This is a genomic window from Alloalcanivorax marinus, assembly GCF_016785095.1.
Classification (GTDB): Bacteria; Pseudomonadota; Gammaproteobacteria; order Pseudomonadales; family Alcanivoracaceae; genus Alloalcanivorax; species Alloalcanivorax marinus_A.
Genome location: NZ_JAEKJB010000015.1, coordinates 15,840 through 37,339 on the forward strand (window position 1 = coordinate 15,840; position 21,500 = coordinate 37,339).

Consider the following 21,500-nt stretch of genomic DNA (forward strand, 5'->3'; position numbering starts at 1 on the left):
CCGCGAGTATAGAGAGACACCGGGAAGCCGCCTACGGGCGCGGTTCCGGTTTTACACTGTTAGACGGCGTCACCATAATAGGCCCCTTCGCAATCGAGTCCGGAGTCCCCGTGGAAAAGAAATACGACGTGTACGCCATCGGCAACGCCCTGGTGGATACCGAAATCGAGGTCAGCGACGAGTTCCTCGCCCGCATGGACCTGGGCAAGGGCCTGATGACCCTGGTTGACGAGGCCCGCCAGCGGGAACTTCTGGACGCCCTGGCCGGCGAAGCCGAACCACACAACCACACCTGCGGCGGCTCCGCCTGCAATACCGTGGTGGCCACCCGCTATTTCGGTGGCCGCGGCTACTACGCCTGCAAGGTGGCCGATGACGACACCGGCACCTTTTTTGTGGACGCTTTGCGCGCCGCCGGGGTGGACACCAACATGGATGGCGACCGCGAACCGGGAACCTCCGGCAAATGCCTGGTGATGATCACCCCGGACGCGGAACGCACCATGAACAGCTTCCTCGGCATTTCCCAGTTCGTCGGCAAGGGCGAACTGAACGAGGCCGCCATCGCCGCCTCCCGTTATGTCTATCTGGAAGGCTACCTGGTCAGTTCCGACAGTGCCCGCGCCGCCGCCGTGCGCCTGCGAGAGCTGGCGGAACAGCATGGCGTGCGGACCTCGCTGACGTTTTCCGACCCGGCCATGGTGCAATTGTTCCGCGACGGCCTGGTGGAGATGCTCGGCACCGGCGTGGACCTGTTGTTCTGCAACGAGGCCGAGGCCCTGGGCTTCACCGGCACCGATTCCCCGCAAGCGGCCCTGGAAGCCCTCAAACCGATGTGCAACGGCCTGGCCATGACCCTGGGCGCCCGTGGCGCCCTGCTCTGGGACGGTGAGAACACCCACCACGTGGAAGCGGAACCGGTGAAGCCGGTGGACACCAACGGCGCCGGTGACATGTTCGCTGGAGCCTTCCTCTACGCGATCACTCAGGGGCACGACTTCCCCACCGCCGGTCGCCTGGCCAGCGCCGCCTGCGCGCGGCTGATCCGCGAGTTCGGCCCGCGCCTGCCCGCCGAGGCGCATCTGGAAGTCCGCCGGCGGGTGCTGGGCGAATGAGCGCCGCGCAGCTGCGGGCGGTGTGCTCGGTGCACGACGTGGCCGACGAAAGCGCCCGGGAATTCCAGGTCGGCGACCAGTCGGTGGTGGTGGTCAAGTTCGATGGACAGTTCCACGCCTACCTGAACTGGTGCCCGCACCTGGGCATCGAGTTGAACTTCATGCCCGACCAGTTCATGGACGACGAGGGCCGTTTCCTGGTGTGCGCCAACCACGGCGCCCTGTTCGAACCGGAGAACGGCCAATGCCTGTCCGGGCCGTGCAGCGGCGACGCCCTCACCGCGGTACCCCTGGAGGTACGCGGCGAGGAAATCTGGGTGGGCCAGGCCGAGACGCCGGCATGAGCGAGACCAGTGCCAGCCACCATCCGTTCGACGACCTGACGCCGGATGTCATCCTCGACGCGGTGGATGGCGCCGGTTTCGTCACCGATGGCCGTCTGTTGGCGCTGAACAGCTTCGAGAACCGGGTCTATCAGGTAGGGCTTGAGGACGCCGAGCCGGTGGTCACCAAGTTTTACCGACCGAACCGCTGGAGCGACGATCAGATCCACGAAGAGCACGCCTTCAGCCGCTTCCTGCGCGACCAGGAGCTGCCCGTGGTGGCGCCGCTCGCCAACGGCGACGGCGAAACCCTGTTCGAGCACGCCGGCTTCCGGTTCACGGTGTTCCCGCGCCAGGGCGGGCACGCCCCGGAGCTGGACAATGACAGCCACCTTCGTCTTTTGGGCCGCACCCTGGCGCGCTGGCACGCCGCCGGCAACGATCGCCCGTTCCAGGCCCGCCCGGTGCTGGACATCCTCGCCGACAGCCGGGCGGCGGCGGACTATGTCGGCGGCGGCGTCATCGACCCCAACTTCGCCGCTCCCTACCGGGACCTGACCGCCGCCCTGCTCGACGCCATGGCCGCCCGGCTCGGCGACCACCAGTGGCCAGCGATCAACGTGCATGGCGACTGCCACACCGGCAATATCCTGTGGCGTGACGACCTGCCGCACTTCGTGGACCTGGACGACAGCCTGCGCGGCCCGGCCATGCAGGACCTGTGGATGCTGCTGTCCGGTGACCAGGAAGAGAACCGCCAGCAACTGCGGGTGCTCGCTGAAGGCTACGAGACCTTCCTGCCATTCCCCTGGGAGCAGCGCCGGCTGATCGAACCGCTGCGCACCCGCCGCCTGCTGCGCCACAGCGCCTGGCTGGCGCAACGCTGGGACGACCCGGCCTTCCCGCCGGCGTTTCCCTGGTTCGAGTCGCCCCGTTACTGGCAGGATCACCTCAATGATCTTCAGCAGGAACTGGCGGCGTTGACCTCGGACGATAACGGCTAGCGGCAATCGCGGCTGAAGCCGCTCCTACAGTGATTAAACCGGCGCGGCAGGAGCGACTCCGCTTCAGCCGCGATGTCCTTCAATATCGGTTTCCGGGGGCGCCAAGGTCACCGGCACCTCCGCATCCAGCTCGAAGCACGCCGGCGCCATGCGCGTGCGCCAGGCACGCACCTCCACGCCGGCCTCCATGGCTTCCCGCAACAGCCGCCCATAACGGGCATCGACATGGTCCGCCGGCCCGGCGGCGCGAGCCCCGCTGTGCTGCACGCAGAAAAACAGCACCGCCCGCTGGCCGGCGCGAACCACGTCCATCAGTGACAGCAGGTGCTTTTGACCACGCTCGGTGACTGAATCCGGAAAGCGGATCACCCCATGGTCCGGATCATCCGGCCCCGGCCCCAGGGTCACGTTCTTCACTTCAATATAGGTGTGCGGCGCGGCCCGTTCCCCCAGTGCCAGGTCGAAACGGCTGTCACCGAAGGTGACCTCCCGCTCCACCCCGCCGGTCGGGTCCAGCCCCGGCAGACGACCGGCGCGCAGCGCCTCCGCCACCAGGGCATTGGTGCGCCCGGTGTTGACCCCGGCCCAGTGCCCGTGGGCGACCCGGACCGCCTCCAGGGTGTGCCGGTACTTGCGTTTGTCGTTGCCGCTATCGGAAATCAACGCCGCCTGTTCCTCACCGGGCAGCACGCAGTATTTCATGGAGCCGGTGTTTGGGCAGTGCACGGTGATCTCCTCGCCGCCGGGCAAGCGCACATCGGCAAGGAAACGTTTATAACGGCGCAGCAGGGTGACGGCCATCAGTGGCGGATCGAAGTTCACCGGGCCTCCAGGTAGTTCGCCAGGCGACGCAGCGCCTCGCGCAGCCGGTCCTCGTCACAGGTATAGGCAAGGCGCAGATAACGACGCGGATCATGGCCTTCGCCAAAGTCCAGCCCCGGCGTCAACGCCACGCCCGCCTTCTCCAGCAGGTCCTGGCAGAACGCGAAGCTGTCATCGGTGTGCCGGCTCGCGTCCAGATACAGATAGAAGGCGCCCTCGGCACCGCCGACCACCGGCAAGCCTAGCGCAGGCAGAGCTTCCAGCAGCAGGGTGCGGCGGCGGTCCAGCAACTGACGGCGCTGCTCGGCGATCAGCAGGGTTTCCTCATCGAACGCCGCCAGCGCGGCGTGCTGGGCCACGGTGGCCGGCGCCAGAAACCAGTTCTGCGCCAGGCGCTCCAGCGCCGGCACCATTTCCCGAGGCGCCACCAGCCAGCCCAACCGCCAGCCGGTCATACCGAAGTACTTGCTGAAACTGTTGATCACCACGGCCTGGCCGCCATGGCGCAGCACCGTGTCGGCCGGCGCGCCGTAGCACAGGCCCTGGTAGATCTCGTCAACCACCAGGGTGCCACCTCGCTCCTCGCACCAGGCGGCCATGGCCGCGAGTTCACCGGTATCGACCCGGTTGCCGGTGGGGTTATCCGGGCTGGCCACCATGGCCAGGCGGGTGCGCGCGCCCCAATATCGGGCAAGTTTCTCCTGGCTGAGCCGGAACTGGTCACCCACGTCCAGCGGCAGCGGCTTGGGCACGCCACCGGCCAGGGTCACGAACTGGCGGTTGCAGGGGTAACCCGGATCGCACAGCAACGCCTCGTCGCCGGGGTCCAGCAGGGCCGTCATCACCAGTTGCAGAGCGCCGGAGGCACCCGGCGTGACCACCACCTGCCCGGCATCGACCGGCGCGCCAAGGCGTTGCCGGTAATCGCGGGCGATGGCTTCACGCAGCGCCGGCAGCCCCGCCGCCGGTGTATAACGGGTATCACCACGTTCCAGAGCGGCCCCGGCAGCGGCCATGATCGGCGCCGGGCAAGGAAAATCCGGCTCCCCTACTTCCAGGTGCAGAATATCCCGGCCCGCCGCTTGCAAGGCCTGAGCCCGCTCAAGTAACGCCATGACGTGAAAGGGGGGTGTTTGCCCGGCCAGCCGGGAGAGTTGGATACCACTCAAGAAAAACCTCTTTTTCCGCGGGGAAAGCTCTGATATATGTTCGTCGCTTCGACCACTGTCGGGGGGCTGGGAAAGCGCCCCGAGTTGGCTATAATCGGGCCGCCTTGAACGGCGCCGGCCAATGGTGACAAGGGTCGCAATAAAACGGTAAGGTCGAAGCTTACACTATCGTCCGTCCCGGGGCGGTACTCGCCCGGGCGAACCCGTCGGGCCGGCCTTCACCTCCGGGGGGAGCCCAGGACAGCGAGTCGCGACTATGTTAAGGGAGTTGATCAAAATGGCCACCGGTAGCAAAAGCAAAAAAAAGACGGCCAGTAAAACCGGCGCCGGGAAAAGCACCGCCAAAAAAGCGGCGGTGAAGAAGAGCCCGGCGAAGAAGGCGGCGGCCAAGGCCGCGCCGGCGAAAAAGGCCACGACCCCAAAGACGACGGCCCGGAAAAGCGCGGCGAAAAAGACGACGGTGAAAAAGGCGGCGGCGAAAAAGACCACCGCCAAGAAAGCCACCAAGAAAGCAGCGGTGAAGAAGGCCGTCGCGAAGAAAACGGCGGCGGCAAGTAAGGCCACCAGCAAGAAAACCGCGCCGAAGAAAGCCAGCGCCCGCAAGACCGCGGCCTCCCCCACTCGCAAGACCGCCACCGCCAAGAAAGCCGTGACCACGAAAACGACGGCCAAAAAGGCCGCCGTGAAGAAGACCTCGGCGAGCAAACCGGCCAGCCGCCCGGCGACCAAGACCGCTGGCAAGGCACCGGCGCGCAAGACCACGAACAGCACCACCGCGACCGCGAAAACGGCCGCGCCCCGTAAACAGACGACGGCGAAGCCCGCCGGGCCGGCCGCCAAGGCGACCGCCAAAACCAACACACAGCGTCCCACCGGGACCGCCAGGACGGCGTCCAAGAGCCAGGCAAGGGCTGCGTCCCGTTCCACCGCTTCTGATCAGGTGACATCCAAGGTGAAGAAATCCCCCGCCACCGCCGCCAAGGCGGACACGCTCATTCATGGTTTTACTCCGTACGTTCCCAAGAAAGGCGAGGAGTACATGAACGAGGCTCAACGCGCGCATTTTCGTCAGATCCTTCTGGCCTGGCGCCAGGAACTGATGGAGGAAGCCGACCGCACCATGCACCACCTTCAGGACGAAGTGGCCAACCTGCCGGACCCGGCGGACCGCGCCACCCAGGAAGAGGAATTCGCGCTGGAACTGCGCACCCGGGACCGGGAGCGCAAGCTGCTTAAGAAGATCGAGAAGGCCCTGGACCAGATCGACAAGGACGACTACGGCTTCTGCGAAGCCTGTGGCGTCGAAATCGGCATTCGCCGCCTGGAAGCCCGCCCCACCGCCGAGCTTTGCATCGACTGCAAGGAACTGGCGGAAATCAAGGAAAGACAACTGGCGGGGTGAAGCGCGCCTACGTCGGGCGATTCGCGCCCACACCATCGGGCCCGCTGCACTTCGGGTCCCTGGTCACGGCGCTGGCGAGCTGGCTGGATGCCCGCCATCACGGCGGGCGCTGGCTGCTGCGGGTGGACGATCTTGACCCACCCCGCCAGCAACCCGGCGCCGTGGACACCATCCTCCATCAGCTTGATCGCTTCGGCCTGCACTGGGACGGCGCGCCGCTCCATCAGAGCCGGCGCGCCGACGCCTATGACGCCGCGGTGGAGCGGCTGCTGGCTGGCAAACAGGCCTTTTACTGCACCCTGTCGCGCAAACAGCTCCAGGCGCTGGACAATGTCCATCCGGGCCCGGCGGCGGCCCAGCCGCCCGGACCGGACCGTGCCGTGCGTCTGACCGTGCCCGACGCGGAGCGCTGTTTCGAGGACCGTCTGCAAGGCCGGGTGTGCGCGAACCTGGCCCGCGAGGGCGGCCCCTTCGTGATTCGACGCCGCGACGGCCTGTTCGCCTATCAACTGGCCTGTGCCCTGGACGACGCCGACCAGGGCATTACCGACGTGGTGCGCGGCAGCGACCTGCTGGCCTCCACCCTGCGTCAATTACGCGTGCTGGAATGCCTGGCCGCGCCGCCGCCACGCTATGCCCACCTGCCGGTGATCATGGACCCGACCGGCGGCAAGATGAGCAAGTCCGCCGGCGCCGCCGCTCTGGACCCGGACCATCCGGCGCCCGCCTTGTTCGCCGCCCTGGCCTGTGTGGGCCTGGCGCCGGAGCCGGCCCTGGGCCGGGCCGGCATCGACGAACAACTGGCCTGGGCACGGGCCCATTGGCGCCCGGCGCTTCTGCCCGGCGGCCGACGCCAGCCGCCTCCGGCGTTTTTACGCACGGAGTGGGATTGATATGCTGGCCGTCTGGGAGCCGCCATGTATACCGACCGCCTGCTGATCATTTTCATCCTGGGCACCTACCTGCTGTCACCGGCGCTGATCGACTGGTGGAGTGAAGGCGGGCGTGCCTGGTACCGTCCGTATCTGGTCTGGCTGGGCCTGATCGCGCTCAGCTATTGGATCGCCAGGAGCCGGGACGTCGATGACCTATAGTGTTAGCGAACTGATTCTGATCGCCGGCGGCTACCTGCTGTTCCTGTTCCTGGTGGCCTGGGTCACCGAGAAAGGGCACATTCCCGCCCGACTGGTACGCCATCCGGCGGTGTTCGTGTTCTCGCTGGGGGTGTACGCCAGCGCCTGGGCGATTTACGGCTCAGTGGGCTATGCTCATGATTACGGCTACAATTTCCTGGCCTATTTCCTCGGCATTTCCGGGGTGTTCCTGCTGGCGCCGATCTTGTTGGCGCCGATCCTCCGCCTGACCACCACCTACCAGTTGAGCTCCCTGGCGGACCTGTTCGCCTTCCGTTACCGCAGCCGCCTGGCCGGTGCCCTGACCACCCTGATGATGCTGGCCGGCATGCTGCCGCTGCTGTCCATGCAGATCAAGGCGGTGGCGGAATCGATCCAGATTCTTACCGGCGAACCGGACCCGGCCTGGGTGGCATTGTGGTTCTGCCTGCTGATCACCCTGTTCGCGATCCTGTTCGGCGCCCGCCACGCCACCGCCCGGGAACGCCACGAAGGGCTGGTGGTGGCGATCGCCACGGAATCCCTGATCAAGGTAGTGGCGTTCGTGGCGGTGGCTCTGATCGGCCTGTTCGGCGTGTTCGACGGCCCCGGCGGCCTCGGCCAGTGGCTCAATGCCCACCCGGAGATGCTGTCACGGCTTTACGGTCCGCTTCAGAACGGCACCTGGCACAGCCTGATCATGGCGTTCTTCGTGTCCGCGGTGGTGATGCCACATATGTTCCACATGGCGTTCACCGAAAACCTCAACCCGCGCGCCCTGGTATCGGCAAGCTGGGCACTGCCGTTGCTGTTCCTGGTCATGGCCCTGTGCGTGCCGCTGATCCTGTGGGCGGCGCTGGCCAGCAACGCACCCACCAAACCGGACTATTTCGCCCTGGGGGTGGGACTGGCCAACGGCGGCGGCGCCGTGCTCGGCTACCTGGCCGGGCTGGCCGGCGCCAGTGGCATGCTGATCGTCGCCACCCTGGCGTTGTCCGGCATGAGCCTCAACCATCTGGTGCTGCCCGCCAGCCCGCTGAGTTCCGCCCACGATCTGTACCGCAACCTGCTCTGGACCCGCCGGGTTCTGATCGGCGCCATCCTGGCGCTGGCCTACGGGTTCTACCGCCTGGCCGGCCCCGGGCACTCCTCGGTGGAGCTGGGGGTGCTGTCGTTCGTGGCCGCGCTACAGTTCGTGCCGGGCCTTATCGGCACGCTGTTCTGGCCCTCCGGCAACCGCAGTGGCCTGTTCGCCGGTCTCGGCGTGGGCTTCGCGGTATGGGTTCTGGGATTGCTGATTCCCATGGTGTTCCCGGACTGGCGGGCCACCACCCTGATCAACGCCCTGGGATTGGACCCGGAACAGGGCATGACCCATTGGAATCAGGTGGCGGTCGCCTCCCTGAGCCTGAACGGCCTGATCTACGCCATCGTCTCCATTGTCACCCCCACCTCCCGGGCCGAACGCACCGCCGCCGAGGCCTGTGCCGTGGACAGCCTGCGCCGGCCCTATCGCTGGGACCTGGGCGCGCAGACCGTGGACGATTTCATCAAGGCTCTGAGCGGCCCGCTGGGGCCGGTAACCGCCGCCCGCGAGGTGGACATGGCGCTGCGCGACCTGCGCCTCAAGCAGGGCGAGACCCGGCCCTACGCGTTGCGGCGCCTGCGCGACCAGTTGGAAACCAATCTGTCCGGGCTGCTGGGACCGTCCGTGGCCCACCAGTTGATGGACGACAACCTGCCCTATCGGCCCCAGGAAGGAGAATCGGAGGACATCCAGTTCATCGAATCACGCCTGGAGCAATACCGGGACCGGCTCTCCGGGCTGGCGGCGGAGCTGGACAGCCTGCGTCGCTTTCACCGTCAGACCCTGCTGGAGCTGCCCATGGGCGTCATCTCCCTGGGCGCGGACGGCGAAATCATCGGTTGGAACAGGGCGGTGGAAACACTGACCGGCATCGACGCCGAACACACTATCGGCTCGCGCCTGGATCACCTGCCCGCGCCCTGGGGCGATCTGTTGGCGGAATTCAGCCGCGGCGAGTCCGAACACGACCCCCAGCGGCAACTGGAAGTGGATGGCCAGCCACGCTGGTTGAGCCTGCATCGCTCGCGCATCCACAGCCCCGGGCCCACCGAGCAGGCCGGCGGCCAGGTGCTGGTGCTTGAGGACATCACCGACCTGCGCCAGATGGAATCACACCTGGCGCACAATGAGCGGCTCGCCTCCATCGGCCGGCTGGCCGCCGGCGTGGCCCACGAGATCGGCAATCCGGTCACCGCCATCGCCTGCCTGGCACAGAACCTGGACGGTCACTGCGACGAGCAGGAACAGCGGCAAAGCGCCGGCCAGATCGTCGAGCAGACCCGCCGCATCACCCGCATCGTTGAATCCCTGGTCACCTTCAGCCACTCCGGCGGCGTGCGCGACACCATCCAGGGGCCGGTGGATCTGGCCGACACCGTCCAGGAAGCCATTGCTCTGCTGCGCCTCGACCCGGACCATCGTGGCCAGCGATTTGATAATCTGTGCCCGCGAGGGCAGGAAGTGAAGGGCGACCCGCAGCGCCTGCTACAGGTATTCGTGAACCTGCTCGGCAATGCCGCCGACGCTTGCCGGGACGAGCAACCCATCGTGGTAGGCTGCGAGCGCCATGGCGAGCGCCTGCGTATTCGCGTCGAGGACCAGGGCCATGGGGTGCCCGCGGAACTTCGCGACGCCCTGTTTGAACCGTTTGTCACCAGCAAGCCGCCGGGCCGGGGCACCGGCCTCGGTCTGGCGCTGGTTTACAGTATTATCGAGGACCATCGCGGCACGGTGCGGGTGGAAAGCCCGATCATCGACGGACACGGCACCCGCTTCGTGATCGAGTTGCCTGTTTTCGCCGGCCAGCGGTCGTCCGGAGATTAAAAAGCACGGATTAAAAGAAGGAACGGCACCATGAGCCATATCCTGATCGTCGAGGACGAGCCCGTTATTCGCGGCGCCCTGCGCAAGCTTCTGGAGCGACATGACCACTCGGTGGCGGAGGCGGAATCCGTGGAACAGGCCCATGATCAGGGCCTGACACAGTATGATCTGATCATCAGCGACCTGCGCCTGCCCGGCGAACCGGGCACCGCCCTGATCGAACTGGCGCGGCCGGTACCGGTGTTGATCATGACCAGCTACGCCAGCCTGCGCTCGGCGGTGGACGCCATGCGCGAAGGCGCCGTGGACTACATCCCCAAACCGTTTGACCACGACGAGATGCTGATGGCGGTGGAGCGGGTCCTCAAGGAGGGCCGCATCAATCGCGGCAATCAGGCTCTGCGCCGGGACCTGGAGCGCACCTATCCGGTCCACTCGATGATCGGTGAATGCGAAGCCATGCGTGATCTCAAGCACCGCATCAGCCGGGTCGGCCCCACCGAAACCCCGGTGCTGATCCTCGGCGAGGCCGGCACCGGCAAGGAACTCACCGCCCGAGCCCTGCACGAGCACAGCGAGCGTGCCTCGGCGCCGCTGGTCACGGTGCACTGCGCCGCCTTGCCCAAGGCCCTGCAACTGGAGGAATTGTTCGGCAGCGAGGAACAACCCGGTCGCATCGAGGAAGCGGACGGCGGCACCCTGTTTCTCGATGAAGTCGGTGAACTGGACCCGGAGGTTCAGAGCCGTCTGTTGACCCTGCTCGAGCAGGGAGTGATCCACCGTCAGGACTCATTGGCCCCGCGCCGCGTGGATGTGCGGGTGATCGCCAGCAGCCAGGTGGACCTGCCGGCGCGGGTCAGCGATGGCGGCTTCCGCCACGATCTCTATTACCGTCTCAACGTCATGGAGCTGGAATTGCCACCGCTGCGCGAACGCGAGGACGACATTGAGGAACTGGCCAATGCCCTGCTGGCACGCAGCCGCGAGAAAATGCATCGCGGCGAGCTCTCTTTCACCGAGGAGGCCCTGTCCGCCATGCAGCGCTATGCCTGGCCGGGCAACGTACGGGAACTGGAAAATGTGATCGAGCGGGCGGTGATTCTCAGCGAGGAGGACCGTATCGGCCCGGCCCAACTGGGCCTCAACCCCAACCGCACCCCACAGCGCCCCAGCCGGGCCAGCCTGGACCCCTCCGAGGATCTGTCCCTGGAGGACTACTTCACCCGCTTCGTGATGGAAAACCAGGACAACATGACCGAGACCGAACTGGCCCAGAAGCTGGGGATCAGCCGCAAGAGCCTGTGGGAACGGCGCCAGCGCCTCGGAATTCAACGCCCCAAACGTGGCGCCCGCCGCTGATTCCACGCCCGGAGCAAGCGATGACGAAAAATATTTCCCCATTTTCGCTCTTGCTTCCGGCGCCGTCGTCACCCCTGCTCGCCGGACTGCCCAGAAGTGTTACCTTACTACACAGCGCGGTAACAGGTGCGTTACCGCGCGCACCCCGCGCCACCACCCCATTTTTCAAAATTTCCGTAAGTCGTTGTTTTTTAAGGTTTTAACAACCTGTTGCAATGCAAAATCCATCCATGCACTATGAATCCCACGCCAGATAAACAAAACAACACGGCGGCGAAGGCTCACAATAAGAACAAGAAAAGAAGAAGAATAAACGTTGAGCCCGAAACAAATGCCGTAGCGAAAATTGGTTACGGCGCAAGGCAGAAAACAACACAAACAATAACAACAACAGAATCAGCGCATAGGGGACCACGACCAAGGTTGTGGTCCCTTTTTACTTTCAGGGCCAAGGAGGGATGGTAACCCGAAACCCGCCCCTTTCTCCAGATCGCGTGACCGGTGGCGGTCAAAAAGTGCTACCATGCCGCCTTTCATCTCGTCAGGACGTTTTTTGCTCAATGACATCCAGATTCTCAGAGCGCCCCGCGGCATTTCTTCCGCTCCTTTGGACTCGCATATCTAGACCGCTTGTACTCCTCTGGACCCGTCTCCTGGGCAAAGGTTCCGCCACCCGGCCCCGGCTTCCCCAGGCGCGGATCATTCCCCGGGACCAGCACTCCATTTCCCGCAAGGACGTCTCCCGGGCGGCCCTCAATGTGCTCTACGGGCTGCACAAAGCCGGTTTCGAGGCCTACCTGGTGGGCGGCTGCCTGCGTGATCTGCTCAGTGGCCGCAAGCCCAAGGACTTCGACGTGGTCACCGACGCCACCCCCGATGAAGTGCACCGGCTGTTCAAACGCAGCCGCATTATCGGCCGGCGCTTCCAGATCGTGCATGTGCGCTTTGGCCGCGAGGTGATCGAGGTCTCCACCTTCCGGGCCTTCCAGCGCGACGACCTGGACGAGGACCAGCACCTGGCCCACGAGGAAACCGGCCTGGTGCTGCGCGATAACGTCTGGGGCTGCATCGAGGAAGACGCCCTGCGCCGCGACTTCACCATCAATGCCCTCTATTACAATATCGCCGATTTCGCGCTCTACGATTTCGTTCAGAGCCGCCGTGACATCGAAAAAGGCGTGATCCGCCTGATCGGCGATCCTGAGCAGCGTTACCGGGAAGACCCGGTGCGCATGCTGCGCGCTGCCCGATTCGCCGCCAAGCTGGGCTTCGAGCTTGAGCCCGCCACCGCCGGCCCCATCCCGCGCCTCGCCGAACTGCTGCTTCAGGTACCACCGGCACGCCTGTTCGACGAAGTGCTCAAGTTGTTTCTCAGCGGCCATGCCCGCGCCTCCTTTACCCAGTTGCGCCACCTGGGGCTGTTCCCGTTCCTGTTTCCGGAAACCGAGGAATGCCTGAACGGTGAGCAAGGCGAACTCTGGGAACGGCTGATCCTGGCCGCCATGGACAACACCGACCGGCGCCTGGCCGAGGACAAGCCGGTAACGCCGGCCTTCATCCTGGCGGTACTGCTGTGGCCGGTGGTGGTGACGCGTTTCGACAAGCTGCGCGCCGATGGCATGCCGCCAGCGCCGGCGCTGCACAAAGCCGCCGGCTGGGCCCTGGCCCGCCAGGTGGACCACACCGCCGTGCCGCGCCGCTTCTCCACGGTGATGCGCGAAATGTGGGATTTGCAACAACGGCTGCCCCGCCGGGGCGGCAAACGGGCGGATACGCTGCTGCAGCATCCACGCTTCCGCGCCGCCTATGACTTCCTGCTGCTACGCGAGGACGCCGGTGAAATCAAGGCCGGCCTGGGAGCCTGGTGGACCCGCTATCAGCAGCTCGACGAGCAGGACCGCTACGACATGGTCCAGGCCCTGGGCCCCAACCAGGGCAGTGGCGGGGGTGGCGGCGGGAATGGCGGCCGACGCCGCCGGCGCCGGCGGCCCCGCTCTTCCGGCAACAAGGACTGACCCCATGGTGGTGATCGGCCTGGGCAGCAACCTGAACGATCCGCAGGCTCAGGTCACGGCGGCCCTGAAGGCCCTGGCCGGCCTTCCCGATACCCGCCTGAGCGGCCACTCCGACCTGTACAGCACCGCGCCGGTGGGGCCCCAGGACCAGCCCGACTACGTTAACGCGGTGGCGCTGCTGGAAACCGCCCTTGATCCGCTCACCCTGCTCGACGCTCTCCAAGGCCTGGAACAGGCCGCCGGCCGCGAGCGCCGCCGCCACTGGGGCGAGCGCACCCTGGACCTGGATGTGCTGCTGTGGGGCGAGGCGACGATCCGCCTGCCAAGACTGGTGGTGCCGCACCCGGAAATGACCCGCCGCGCCTTCGTGCTGCGCCCGCTGCTCGACCGGCTGCCGGATTGCCGCTTGCCGGACGGCACTGCGCTGGCCGACCATTGGGCATCGGTGTCCGATCAGCCGCTGCATCGGCTGCACCGCCTGGAGGAGGATGAGTTTGCTGACTGAACGCATCAACCGGCTGCGCGCCAGTGGCGACCTGCCCCGCTTCATCGCCGTGGAAGGCCCGATCGGCGTGGGCAAGACCACCCTCACCCGCCGACTGGCGGACACCTTCGGCTTCGACACCCTGCTCGAACAGGCCGAGGACAATCCGTTCCTGACCCGCTTTTATCAGGACCCGGCCCGCTACGCCCTGCAGACCGAGCTGTTCTTCCTGTTCCAGCGTGCCGATCAGCTGCGTCAGTTGCGTCAGCAGGATCTGTTCACCGGCCCCAAGGTGGCGGATTTCCTGATCGACAAGAACCGCCTGTTCGCCGAGGTGAACCTGGACGAGGACGAGTTCGAGCTGTACGACAATGTCTACCGGCACATGCTGCTGGACGCCCCGGCGCCGGATCTGGTGATCTACCTGCAAGCCCCCACCGGCGTGCTGCGCCAGCGGGTTCAGAAACGGGGCAACGATTTCGAGCAGCGCATCGACCCGGACTACCTGGCCCGCCTCAACGACGCCTACACCCGTTTCTTCCACTTCTACGACGGCGCCCCGCTGCTGATCGTCAACGCCGCCGAGATTGATCTGGTCGATGGCGAGGCGGACTATCAACAGTTGGTGGACGAGTTGCTGGACATCCGCACGGGGCGACACTATTTTAACCCCCGCCCGCTGGTATAGCGTCCCAAGGGAGCTCCCATGCCCGTTACCATCCGCACCCTCAAGAAACGCAAGGAGGACGGCGAAAAATTCTCCGTCCTGACCGCCTATGACGCCACTTTCTCGCGCCTGATCAGCGAGGCCGGGGTGGACGCCATGCTGATTGGCGACTCCCTGGGCAACGTGGTCCAGGGCCGCGACAGCACCGTGCCGGTGACCCTGGAACAGATGGTCTACCACACCGAGTGCGTGGCGCGCGGCAACCAGGGCAGCCTGATCATCGCCGACGTGCCCTTCATGGGCGCCGCCACTCTGGAACGTACCCTGGAGGCGGCCACCGCGCTGATGCAGGCCGGCGCCAACGTCATCAAGCTGGAAGGCGGCGCCTGGCTGGCCGACGCGGTCAAGGTATTGAAACGCAACGGTATTCCGGTGTGCGCGCACCTGGGCCTGACGCCGCAATCGGTGAATGCCTTCGGCGGCTACCGGGTGCAGGGCAAGGACGAGCATGGCGCCCGGGAGCTGCTGGATGCCGCCTGCGAGCTGGACCGTGCCGGCACCGCCCTGTTCGTGCTCGAGTGCGTGCCACGGGTGCTGAGCGCGGAGATCACCGCCGCCGTGGAAGCGCCGGTGATCGGCATCGGCGCGGCGCCGGAGTGCGACGGCCAGGTGCTGGTGATGCACGACATGCTGGGCCTGAACCCTCGCCCGGCCCGCTTCGTGAAGGATTTCATGCCAGACGGTGGCGGCGATCTGGCCGGTGCCTTCCGCGCCTACCACGAGGCCGTCAAGGACGGCCGCTTCCCCACCGACGAGCACTGCTTCTGACCATGGAACGACTGCACGCTGTCGCCGAGGTGCGCGAGCGCGTGACGCAATGGCGTCGCGAAGGCCGCGCCGTCGGCCTGGTGCCCACCATGGGCAATCTTCATGACGGCCACTTGAGCCTGGTCCGGGAGGCCCGGCGCCACTGCGAAAGGGTGGTGGTCTCGGTGTTCGTCAACCCCACCCAGTTTGGTCCGGGGGAAGACTTCGACGCCTACCCGCGCACCCTGGAAGCGGACGCCGAACGGCTCCGCGAGGCCGGCGTGGAAATGCTGTTCGCGCCCACCGTGGAGGCCATGTACCCGCTTGGCGCCAACCGCACCTGGGTGGAAGTGGACGCCCTTGGGGATCACCTGTGCGGCGCCGACCGGCCCGGCCATTTCCGTGGCGTGGCCACGGTGGTCAGCAAACTGTTCAACATCGTGCAGCCGGACGTGGCGGTGTTCGGCGAGAAGGACTTCCAGCAGCTCGCCATCCTGCGCCGCATGGCCACCGAATTGCTGTTCCCGATCCGCATCATCGGCGCGCCCACCGCCCGCGAGGCGGACGGCCTGGCGATGAGTTCGCGCAACGGTTTTCTCACCGAAACGGAGCGTGCCCGGGCACCGCTGCTGCAACAGCATCTGCAGGATGCCCGCCGCGCCGTGGAACAGGGCGAGCGCGACTTCCGGGCCCTGGAGAAACGCCTCACCGTGTCCCTGGCAGACCATGGCTTCGAGGTGGATTACCTGACCGTGGCCAATGCCGACACGCTGGCCCCGGCGGGCCCGGACGACCGGGACCTGCTGATCGCCGCCGCCGCCCGGCTGGGCAAGCCGAGATTGATCGACAATCTGACGTTGTCACTGCCGGCGGGCTGATACACTCATCCCCCGCTGGTCAGGAAACAGGCTGTTTTCTTGTATGTGACCGGGGGTTCATGCATACTGCCGGCCCCTCGCGGAGGCCGGCCCGACGGGCCCGCCCGGGGTTGTTCAGAGAGGTACCCGACATGCAGTGCACCATGCTGAAAGCCAAGTTGCACCAGGCCCGCGTAACCCACGCGGAACTCGAGTATGAAGGCTCCTGCGCCATCGACGGCGAGTTGATGGACATGGCCGGTATCCTGGAGTACGAGCAGATCCAGATCTACAACCTGGATAACGGGGAGCGCTTCGAAACCTACGCCATTCGTGGCGAGGAAGGCTCCAAAATCATCTCCGTGAACGGCGCCGCCGCCCACAAGGCGCAGCCGGGTCACCGGGTGATCATCTGCGCCTACGCCGGCTACAGCAGTTCCGAGCTGATCAATTACAAGCCGCGCCTGATCTACATGGGCGAAGGCAACGCGGTGAAAGGCAGCAGCAACGCGATTCCCGTGCAGGTGGCCTGACTTCCGCGCGGCTCCCGCCGCCTCGACCGTTTTGCACGGTTGACCCTTTCATGAACGCCGGCCCTCGCGCCGGCGTTTCTTTTTATAGCCTTTTCGCGCCCTTCAGCAACGTCCCATGCTAACCACCCCGCCGATCGCGGCCATTGTTCTTTAGTCGTAGTCCGGGGTGCAGGCCCTTCGTATCCGATCTACAGTATGTATAACCACGGGCTTTATAGACCATGGTGGAATTCAGTCCGGTCGACGCGAACGGGATAATGCGTCGCCATACGAATACGGCTCCCGCGTCACGCGGGAATAACAAATACCAGCGGGCAGTACGAAGGAGGCAGTTATGTCAGAGAAGAAGATTCACCCGGTTCCGGAGGCGTTCAAGCGCCAGACCCTGATGGATCGGGCCACCTACGATCGCTGGTACGAGCAATCCGTGCGCGACCCGGACACCTTCTGGGCGGAACGCGCCGACGAGCTGCTCGACTGGCGGACCCGCTGGGACACCGTCAGCGACTGGGACTTCAAGGAAGGCCGCGCGGCCTGGTTCCAGGGCGCCAAACTGAACGCCTGCTACAACTGCGTGGACCGCCACCTGCCCAAGCGCGCCAATCAGACCGCCATCATCTGGGAAGGTGACGAGCCGGACCAGGACAAGCACATCACCTATCAGGAGCTGCTGGAGCACGTTTCACGGCTGGCCAACGTACTCAAGGAACGCGGCGTCAAGAAAGGCGACCGGGTGGTGATCTATATGCCGATGATTCCGGAAGCGGCCTACGCCATGCTGGCATGCGCGCGCATCGGCGCCATCCATTCCGTGGTGTTCGGCGGCTTCTCGCCGGAAGCGCTCAAGGATCGCATCCAGAACGCGGGGGCCTGCACGCTGATCACCGCCGACGAGGGCGTGCGCGGTGGCAAGATCGTGCCCCTCAAAGCCAACGCCGACAAGGCCATGAACGGTGGCGACGGCGTGCACACCTGCGTGGTGGTGCGGCGCACCGGCAACGGCGTGGACTGGAAAGACAGCCGCGACGTCTGGTACCACGAGGCGGTGCAACAGGTCTCCGATCAGTGCGAGCCGGAATGGGTGGAAGCCGAGGACCCGCTGTTCACTCTCTACACCTCCGGTTCCACCGGCAAGCCCAAGGGCGTGCTGCACAGCACCGCCGGCTACATGCTGCAGGCGGCGCTCACCCACAAATACGTGTTCGACTATCACGAAGGCGACATCTACTGGTGCACCGCCGACGTGGGCTGGATCACCGGCCACAGCTACATTGTCTACGGACCACTGGCCAACGGCGCCACCACGGTGATGTTCGAGGGCGTGCCCACCTACCCGGACGCCTCCCGCCACTGGCAAGTGGTGGACAAACACAAGGTCAACATCTACTACACCGCGCCCACCGCCATCCGCGCCCTGATGGGCCAGGGCGACGAGCCGGTGCGCAAGACCGACCGCTCCAGCCTCAAACTGCTGGGCACCGTGGGCGAACCGATCAACCCGGAAGCCTGGGAGTGGTACTACCGGGTGGTGGGTGAAAACCGCTGCCCGATCGTGGACACCTGGTGGCAGACCGAGACCGGCGCCATCATGATCGCGCCGCTGCCCGGCGCCGTGGACCTGAAACCCGGCTCCGCCACCCTGCCCATGTTTGGCGTGCAACCCGCTCTGATGGACCCGGACGGCAAGGAGCTGGAAGGCGCCAACGCCGGCAACCTGGTGATCAAGGCCAGCTGGCCGAGCCAGATCCGTACCGTGTATGGCGACCATCAGCGCATGATCGACACCTACTTCAGTGCCTACCCGGGGTATTACTTCACCGGCGACGGCGCGCGCCGGGACGAGGACGGCTACTACTGGATCACCGGCCGCGTGGACGACGTGCTCAATGTGTCCGGCCACCGACTGGGCACCGCGGAGATCGAATCCGCGCTGGTACTGCACAAGAGCATCTCCGAGGCCGCCGTGGTGGGTTACCAGCACGACGTGAAGGGCCAGGGCATCTACGCCTATGTGTCGCTGATGAGCGGCTCCGAGGGCAGTGACGACCTGATCACCGAACTGCGCGAACTGGTCACCCAGGAGATCGGCCCGATCGCCAAGCCGGACCTGATCCACTTCGCGCCGGGCCTGCCCAAGACCCGCTCCGGCAAGATCATGCGCCGCATCCTGCGCAAGATCGCCGCCGACGAGCTGGACTCCCTGGGCGACACCTCCACCCTGGCCGACCCGTCCGTGGTGGACCAGCTGATCAAGACCCGCAAGAACGGCAACGGCGACTAACGCCGGCCAGGCCACCATGAACAAGGGCGCCTTAACGGCGCCCTTTTTTATTCTCGCGGATCAGCGGCATTGCCGTAGAAGCGACCGGGCGGCGTACCGCGTCCCAAAAAGCTACGCAGTCGCCGGCCGGCTGTGCTTGAGCAGCAACACCAGCGGTATCGCCGCCATGTTGATCCACATAAGCAACCGGAAATCATTCATGTAGCTGATTTCCGCCGCCTGCGCCATCAGGGTCTGATAAAGCGCCGCCGGCACGCCACCCACCATGTCCTTCATCGGCAGCCCCTGGCTGATCCAGGCACCCAACTGAACATGCTCGCCCAACTGCTGCTGGTTAATCCACATGTTACGCGACAGCATGGCGGTCATGATCGAGATGCCCACGCTGGAACCCAGGTTGCGGGACAGGGAAAACAGCGACGCGCCCTCGGTGCGCAATTCAGGCTTGAGAGTGGCGTACGTGAGCGCGCTGGCGGGCACGAACACCAAGCCCAGCCCCAGGCCCTGGAGCACGCCGGTCCAGACCAGCATGTCGCGGCTCACTTCCAGGGTGAACCCCGCCATTTCATGCAGCGACGCGGTGATCAGCACCAGGCCGACCACCACCAGCACGCGGGGGTCCAGGCGGGTTCGCATCAGCCGCCCCACCAGCATCATCGAGAACATGGAACCCAGCCCCCGGGGCGCCAGCACCAGGCCGGTGGTCACCGCCGGATAGTCCTTCCATTGCTGCAGGAACGGCGGCAGCAGGGCCATGGTGGCGAGCAGGATGATCCCGACCACGAAGATGAACACCACGCCGGTGAGGAAATTACGGTCCTTGAACAGACTCAGGTTGATGAACGGGTCCTTGCGGGTCAGCGAGTGGACCAGAAACAGGTAGAAGCCCAGCATGGCCAGCAGCGCCTCGAGCTGAATCTCGAAACTCTCGAACCATTTCTCCTGCTCGCCCCGGTCGAGCATCAGTTGGAAGGCGCCGATGGCCAGGCCCAGATAGGCGAAGCCCATCAAGTCGAAGCGGATCTTACGGGTTTCCGTTTCCGCCACGCTGAGCCAGATACCGGCGAACGCCAACAACCCGAACGGCAGATTGATGTAGAACACCCAGCGCCAGCTGTACCACTCGGTGAGCCAGCCGCCCAGGGTGGGCCCCAGAATCGGCCCCACCATCACGCCCATGCCCCAGATCGCCATGGCCTGGCCGTGTTTCTCCACCGGGTAGGCATCCAGCAGCACGGACTGCGACAACGGCACCAGAGCGGCACCGAAGATGCCCTGCAGGATGCGGAACATGACCATCTGGTCCAGGTTGGCGGATAGCCCGCACAGTCCCGACGCCACCGTGAACCCGGCCACCGACCAGAGGAACAGCTGACGCCGGCCCAACCGCCCGGCGAAGAAACCCACCGCCGGCGTCATGATCGCCGCCGACACGATGTAGGAGGTCAACACCCAGGTAATCTGGTCGGTACTCGCCGACAGGCTGCCCTGCATGTGCGGCAGGGCCACGTTGGCGATGGTGGTATCCAGCACCTGCATGATCGTGGCCAGCATGATGCTGGCCGTGACCAGGCGCTGGTCGTTAATGCGTGGCATCGGCGGTCCTGGCCGGTTGCGCCGGGTCATCGGCGAACAACGACGCCCCGGTATCGATGGAAATCTCCGCGCTCATGCCGGCACGCAGCGGTGGCTTGCCATCCAGGTCGGTAAGCTGGAGCTTCACCGGTACCCGCTGCACCACTTTCACCCAGTTGCCGCTGGCGTTCTGGGGCGGGATCAGCGCGTATTCGGAACCGGTGGCCGGGCTCAGACTCTGCACCCTGGCCTTCCAGGTCACGCCGGGATAAGTATCCACCTCCACCTCGACCTCCTGGCCCTCACGCACGTTGGTGAGCTGGGTTTCCTTGAGGTTGGCCTCGACCCAGGCGGAGCCGTTCTTGGCCAGGGTGAACACCGGCACCCCGGCGTTGACCCGCTCGCCCAGCATGGGCGTGGAGCCGCCGATGACCCCATCCGAGGGCGCCACGATGCGGGTGTGCGCCAGATCGTAGCGGGCTTTCTCCAGCTTGGCGGTGGCCGCCTGATAGTCCGGGTGTTCTTCCACCGCCACATCCGGCCCGCCGCCCAGACGGGCCTTGAGGCTGGCCAGCTCCTGGCCGATCACATCCCGCTGGGAGCGGGCCTGATCACGTTTCTGTTCAGCGCCGTCCAACTGGGATTTGGACACCGCCACCCGATCCAGCCCCTGGAAACGATCCAGTTCGCGCTGGTAGTAAGCCAGATCCCGACGCGCCTGGTCTTGCTGGGCTTCCAGGCGCGCATAGTCGGCGCGCTCGGAAAGAATCCGATTGCGCACCGCCTGCTGGTCGGCACGGGCTTCCTCCAAGGCGATCCGGTAGGGCTCCGGATCCACCTCGGCGAGCACCTGACCTTTCTTCACCGCCTGGTTGCGGTCCACCGTGACGCTGACCAGCGGGCCGCTCACATCGGCGGTCAGCGATACCATATCGATCTTTACATAGGCGTTCTCGGTGCCGACATAGCGCCGGCCGCCAAACACCAGCCAGAGCACCACGACCAGGGCGACGATCAGGCCCAGGCCCATGGCGAAGCGGCGATTTCGTTGCGTGGTGGTCACG

The 21,500-nt window shown here is 65.6% G+C and carries 19 protein-coding genes; 15 read left to right on the forward strand and 4 right to left on the reverse strand.

Features of this window, described 5'->3' with window-relative positions; genetic code table 11:
- The first annotated feature begins 110 nt into the window (after positions 1-110).
- From JF515_RS17590 to JF515_RS17600, 3 genes are read left to right on the forward strand one after another with little or no spacing between them, the layout of a single operon-like run.
- A complete protein-coding gene (locus JF515_RS17590) occupies positions 111-1,115 on the forward strand; it encodes a PfkB family carbohydrate kinase (RefSeq protein ID WP_203105767.1) in 1,005 nt (334 codons plus the stop codon).
- Positions 1,112-1,459 (forward strand): Rieske (2Fe-2S) protein, encoded by a 348-nt coding sequence (locus JF515_RS17595; RefSeq protein WP_238401166.1) that lies wholly within the window; start codon positions 1,112-1,114, stop codon positions 1,457-1,459. Before JF515_RS17590 ends, JF515_RS17595 begins: the two co-directional genes overlap by 4 nt.
- Positions 1,456-2,442 (forward strand): serine/threonine protein kinase, encoded by a 987-nt coding sequence (locus JF515_RS17600; protein ID WP_203105768.1) that lies wholly within the window; start codon positions 1,456-1,458, stop codon positions 2,440-2,442. Before JF515_RS17595 ends, JF515_RS17600 begins: the two co-directional genes overlap by 4 nt.
- A 63-nt stretch (positions 2,443-2,505) precedes the next feature.
- Here the strand turns inward: JF515_RS17600 and sfsA are convergent, their stop codons facing one another.
- Positions 2,506-3,264, reverse strand: a complete 759-nt coding sequence (sfsA, locus tag JF515_RS17605) for a DNA/RNA nuclease SfsA (protein ID WP_203105769.1) — start codon at positions 3,262-3,264, stop codon at positions 2,506-2,508.
- Positions 3,261-4,433 (reverse strand): aminotransferase class I/II-fold pyridoxal phosphate-dependent enzyme, encoded by a 1,173-nt coding sequence (locus JF515_RS17610; RefSeq protein WP_238401167.1) that lies wholly within the window; start codon positions 4,431-4,433, stop codon positions 3,261-3,263. Before JF515_RS17610 ends, sfsA begins: the two co-directional genes overlap by 4 nt.
- A gap of 1,039 nt (positions 4,434-5,472) precedes the next feature.
- On the opposite strand from JF515_RS17610, the gene dksA reads away from it, so the two are divergent.
- The 12 genes from dksA to acs all read left to right on the forward strand — a co-directional run bounded on the left by dksA (position 5,473) and on the right by acs (position 18,861).
- The gene (gene dksA / locus JF515_RS17615) at positions 5,473-5,835 is read left to right on the forward strand and encodes an RNA polymerase-binding protein DksA (protein WP_203106106.1); all 363 of its coding nucleotides are present in this window, start codon (positions 5,473-5,475) and stop codon (positions 5,833-5,835) included.
- A complete protein-coding gene (gene gluQRS, locus JF515_RS17620; protein WP_203105770.1) occupies positions 5,832-6,728 on the forward strand; it encodes a tRNA glutamyl-Q(34) synthetase GluQRS in 897 nt (298 codons plus the stop codon). The genes dksA and gluQRS overlap by 4 nt, the downstream gene beginning before the upstream one ends.
- 24 nt (positions 6,729-6,752) lie before the next feature.
- On the forward strand, positions 6,753-6,929 hold the full coding sequence (locus JF515_RS17625) for a hypothetical protein (RefSeq protein WP_203105771.1): 177 nt from the start codon (positions 6,753-6,755) through the stop codon (positions 6,927-6,929).
- Positions 6,919-9,858: a sensor histidine kinase gene (locus JF515_RS17630; protein ID WP_203105772.1), complete on the forward strand. Its 2,940-nt coding sequence runs from the start codon at positions 6,919-6,921 to the stop codon at positions 9,856-9,858. The genes JF515_RS17625 and JF515_RS17630 overlap by 11 nt, the downstream gene beginning before the upstream one ends.
- A 30-nt stretch (positions 9,859-9,888) precedes the next feature.
- On the forward strand, positions 9,889-11,217 hold the full coding sequence (locus JF515_RS17635; protein WP_203105773.1) for a sigma-54-dependent transcriptional regulator: 1,329 nt from the start codon (positions 9,889-9,891) through the stop codon (positions 11,215-11,217).
- 698 nt (positions 11,218-11,915) lie between these two features.
- Complete coding sequence (gene pcnB / locus JF515_RS17640; RefSeq protein ID WP_425305609.1) at positions 11,916-13,232, forward strand: polynucleotide adenylyltransferase PcnB; 1,317 nt, start codon at positions 11,916-11,918, stop codon at positions 13,230-13,232.
- Positions 13,233-13,236: 4 nt separating this feature from the next.
- Positions 13,237-13,737 (forward strand): 2-amino-4-hydroxy-6-hydroxymethyldihydropteridine diphosphokinase, encoded by a 501-nt coding sequence (folK, locus tag JF515_RS17645; protein ID WP_203105775.1) that lies wholly within the window; start codon positions 13,237-13,239, stop codon positions 13,735-13,737.
- Positions 13,721-14,404, forward strand: a complete 684-nt coding sequence (locus JF515_RS17650) for a deoxynucleoside kinase (protein WP_203105776.1) — start codon at positions 13,721-13,723, stop codon at positions 14,402-14,404. The genes folK and JF515_RS17650 overlap by 17 nt, the downstream gene beginning before the upstream one ends.
- An 18-nt stretch (positions 14,405-14,422) precedes the next feature.
- Positions 14,423-15,211, forward strand: coding sequence for a 3-methyl-2-oxobutanoate hydroxymethyltransferase (panB, locus tag JF515_RS17655; RefSeq protein WP_203105777.1), 789 nt, complete (start codon positions 14,423-14,425; stop codon positions 15,209-15,211).
- A 2-nt stretch (positions 15,212-15,213) separates the two neighbouring features.
- Positions 15,214-16,068, forward strand: a complete 855-nt coding sequence (gene panC / locus JF515_RS17660) for a pantoate--beta-alanine ligase (RefSeq protein ID WP_203105778.1) — start codon at positions 15,214-15,216, stop codon at positions 16,066-16,068.
- Between the two features lie 131 nt (positions 16,069-16,199).
- Positions 16,200-16,580 carry an aspartate 1-decarboxylase gene (panD, locus tag JF515_RS17665; RefSeq protein ID WP_203105779.1) on the forward strand — a complete coding sequence of 127 codons (381 nt, stop codon included), beginning with the start codon at positions 16,200-16,202 and terminating at the stop codon, positions 16,578-16,580.
- A gap of 334 nt (positions 16,581-16,914) precedes the next feature.
- Positions 16,915-18,861 (forward strand): acetate--CoA ligase, encoded by a 1,947-nt coding sequence (acs, locus tag JF515_RS17670; protein ID WP_203105780.1) that lies wholly within the window; start codon positions 16,915-16,917, stop codon positions 18,859-18,861.
- A gap of 111 nt (positions 18,862-18,972) precedes the next feature.
- Here acs and JF515_RS17675 read toward each other — a convergent pair whose 3' ends face one another.
- Both JF515_RS17675 and JF515_RS17680 read right to left on the reverse strand, forming a co-directional pair.
- Positions 18,973-20,457 (reverse strand): DHA2 family efflux MFS transporter permease subunit, encoded by a 1,485-nt coding sequence (locus JF515_RS17675; RefSeq protein ID WP_203105781.1) that lies wholly within the window; start codon positions 20,455-20,457, stop codon positions 18,973-18,975.
- Positions 20,444-21,499 carry an HlyD family secretion protein gene (locus JF515_RS17680; RefSeq protein WP_338015248.1) on the reverse strand — a complete coding sequence of 352 codons (1,056 nt, stop codon included), beginning with the start codon at positions 21,497-21,499 and terminating at the stop codon, positions 20,444-20,446. The genes JF515_RS17675 and JF515_RS17680 overlap by 14 nt, the downstream gene beginning before the upstream one ends.
- Between the last annotated feature and the right edge of the window lies 1 nt (position 21,500).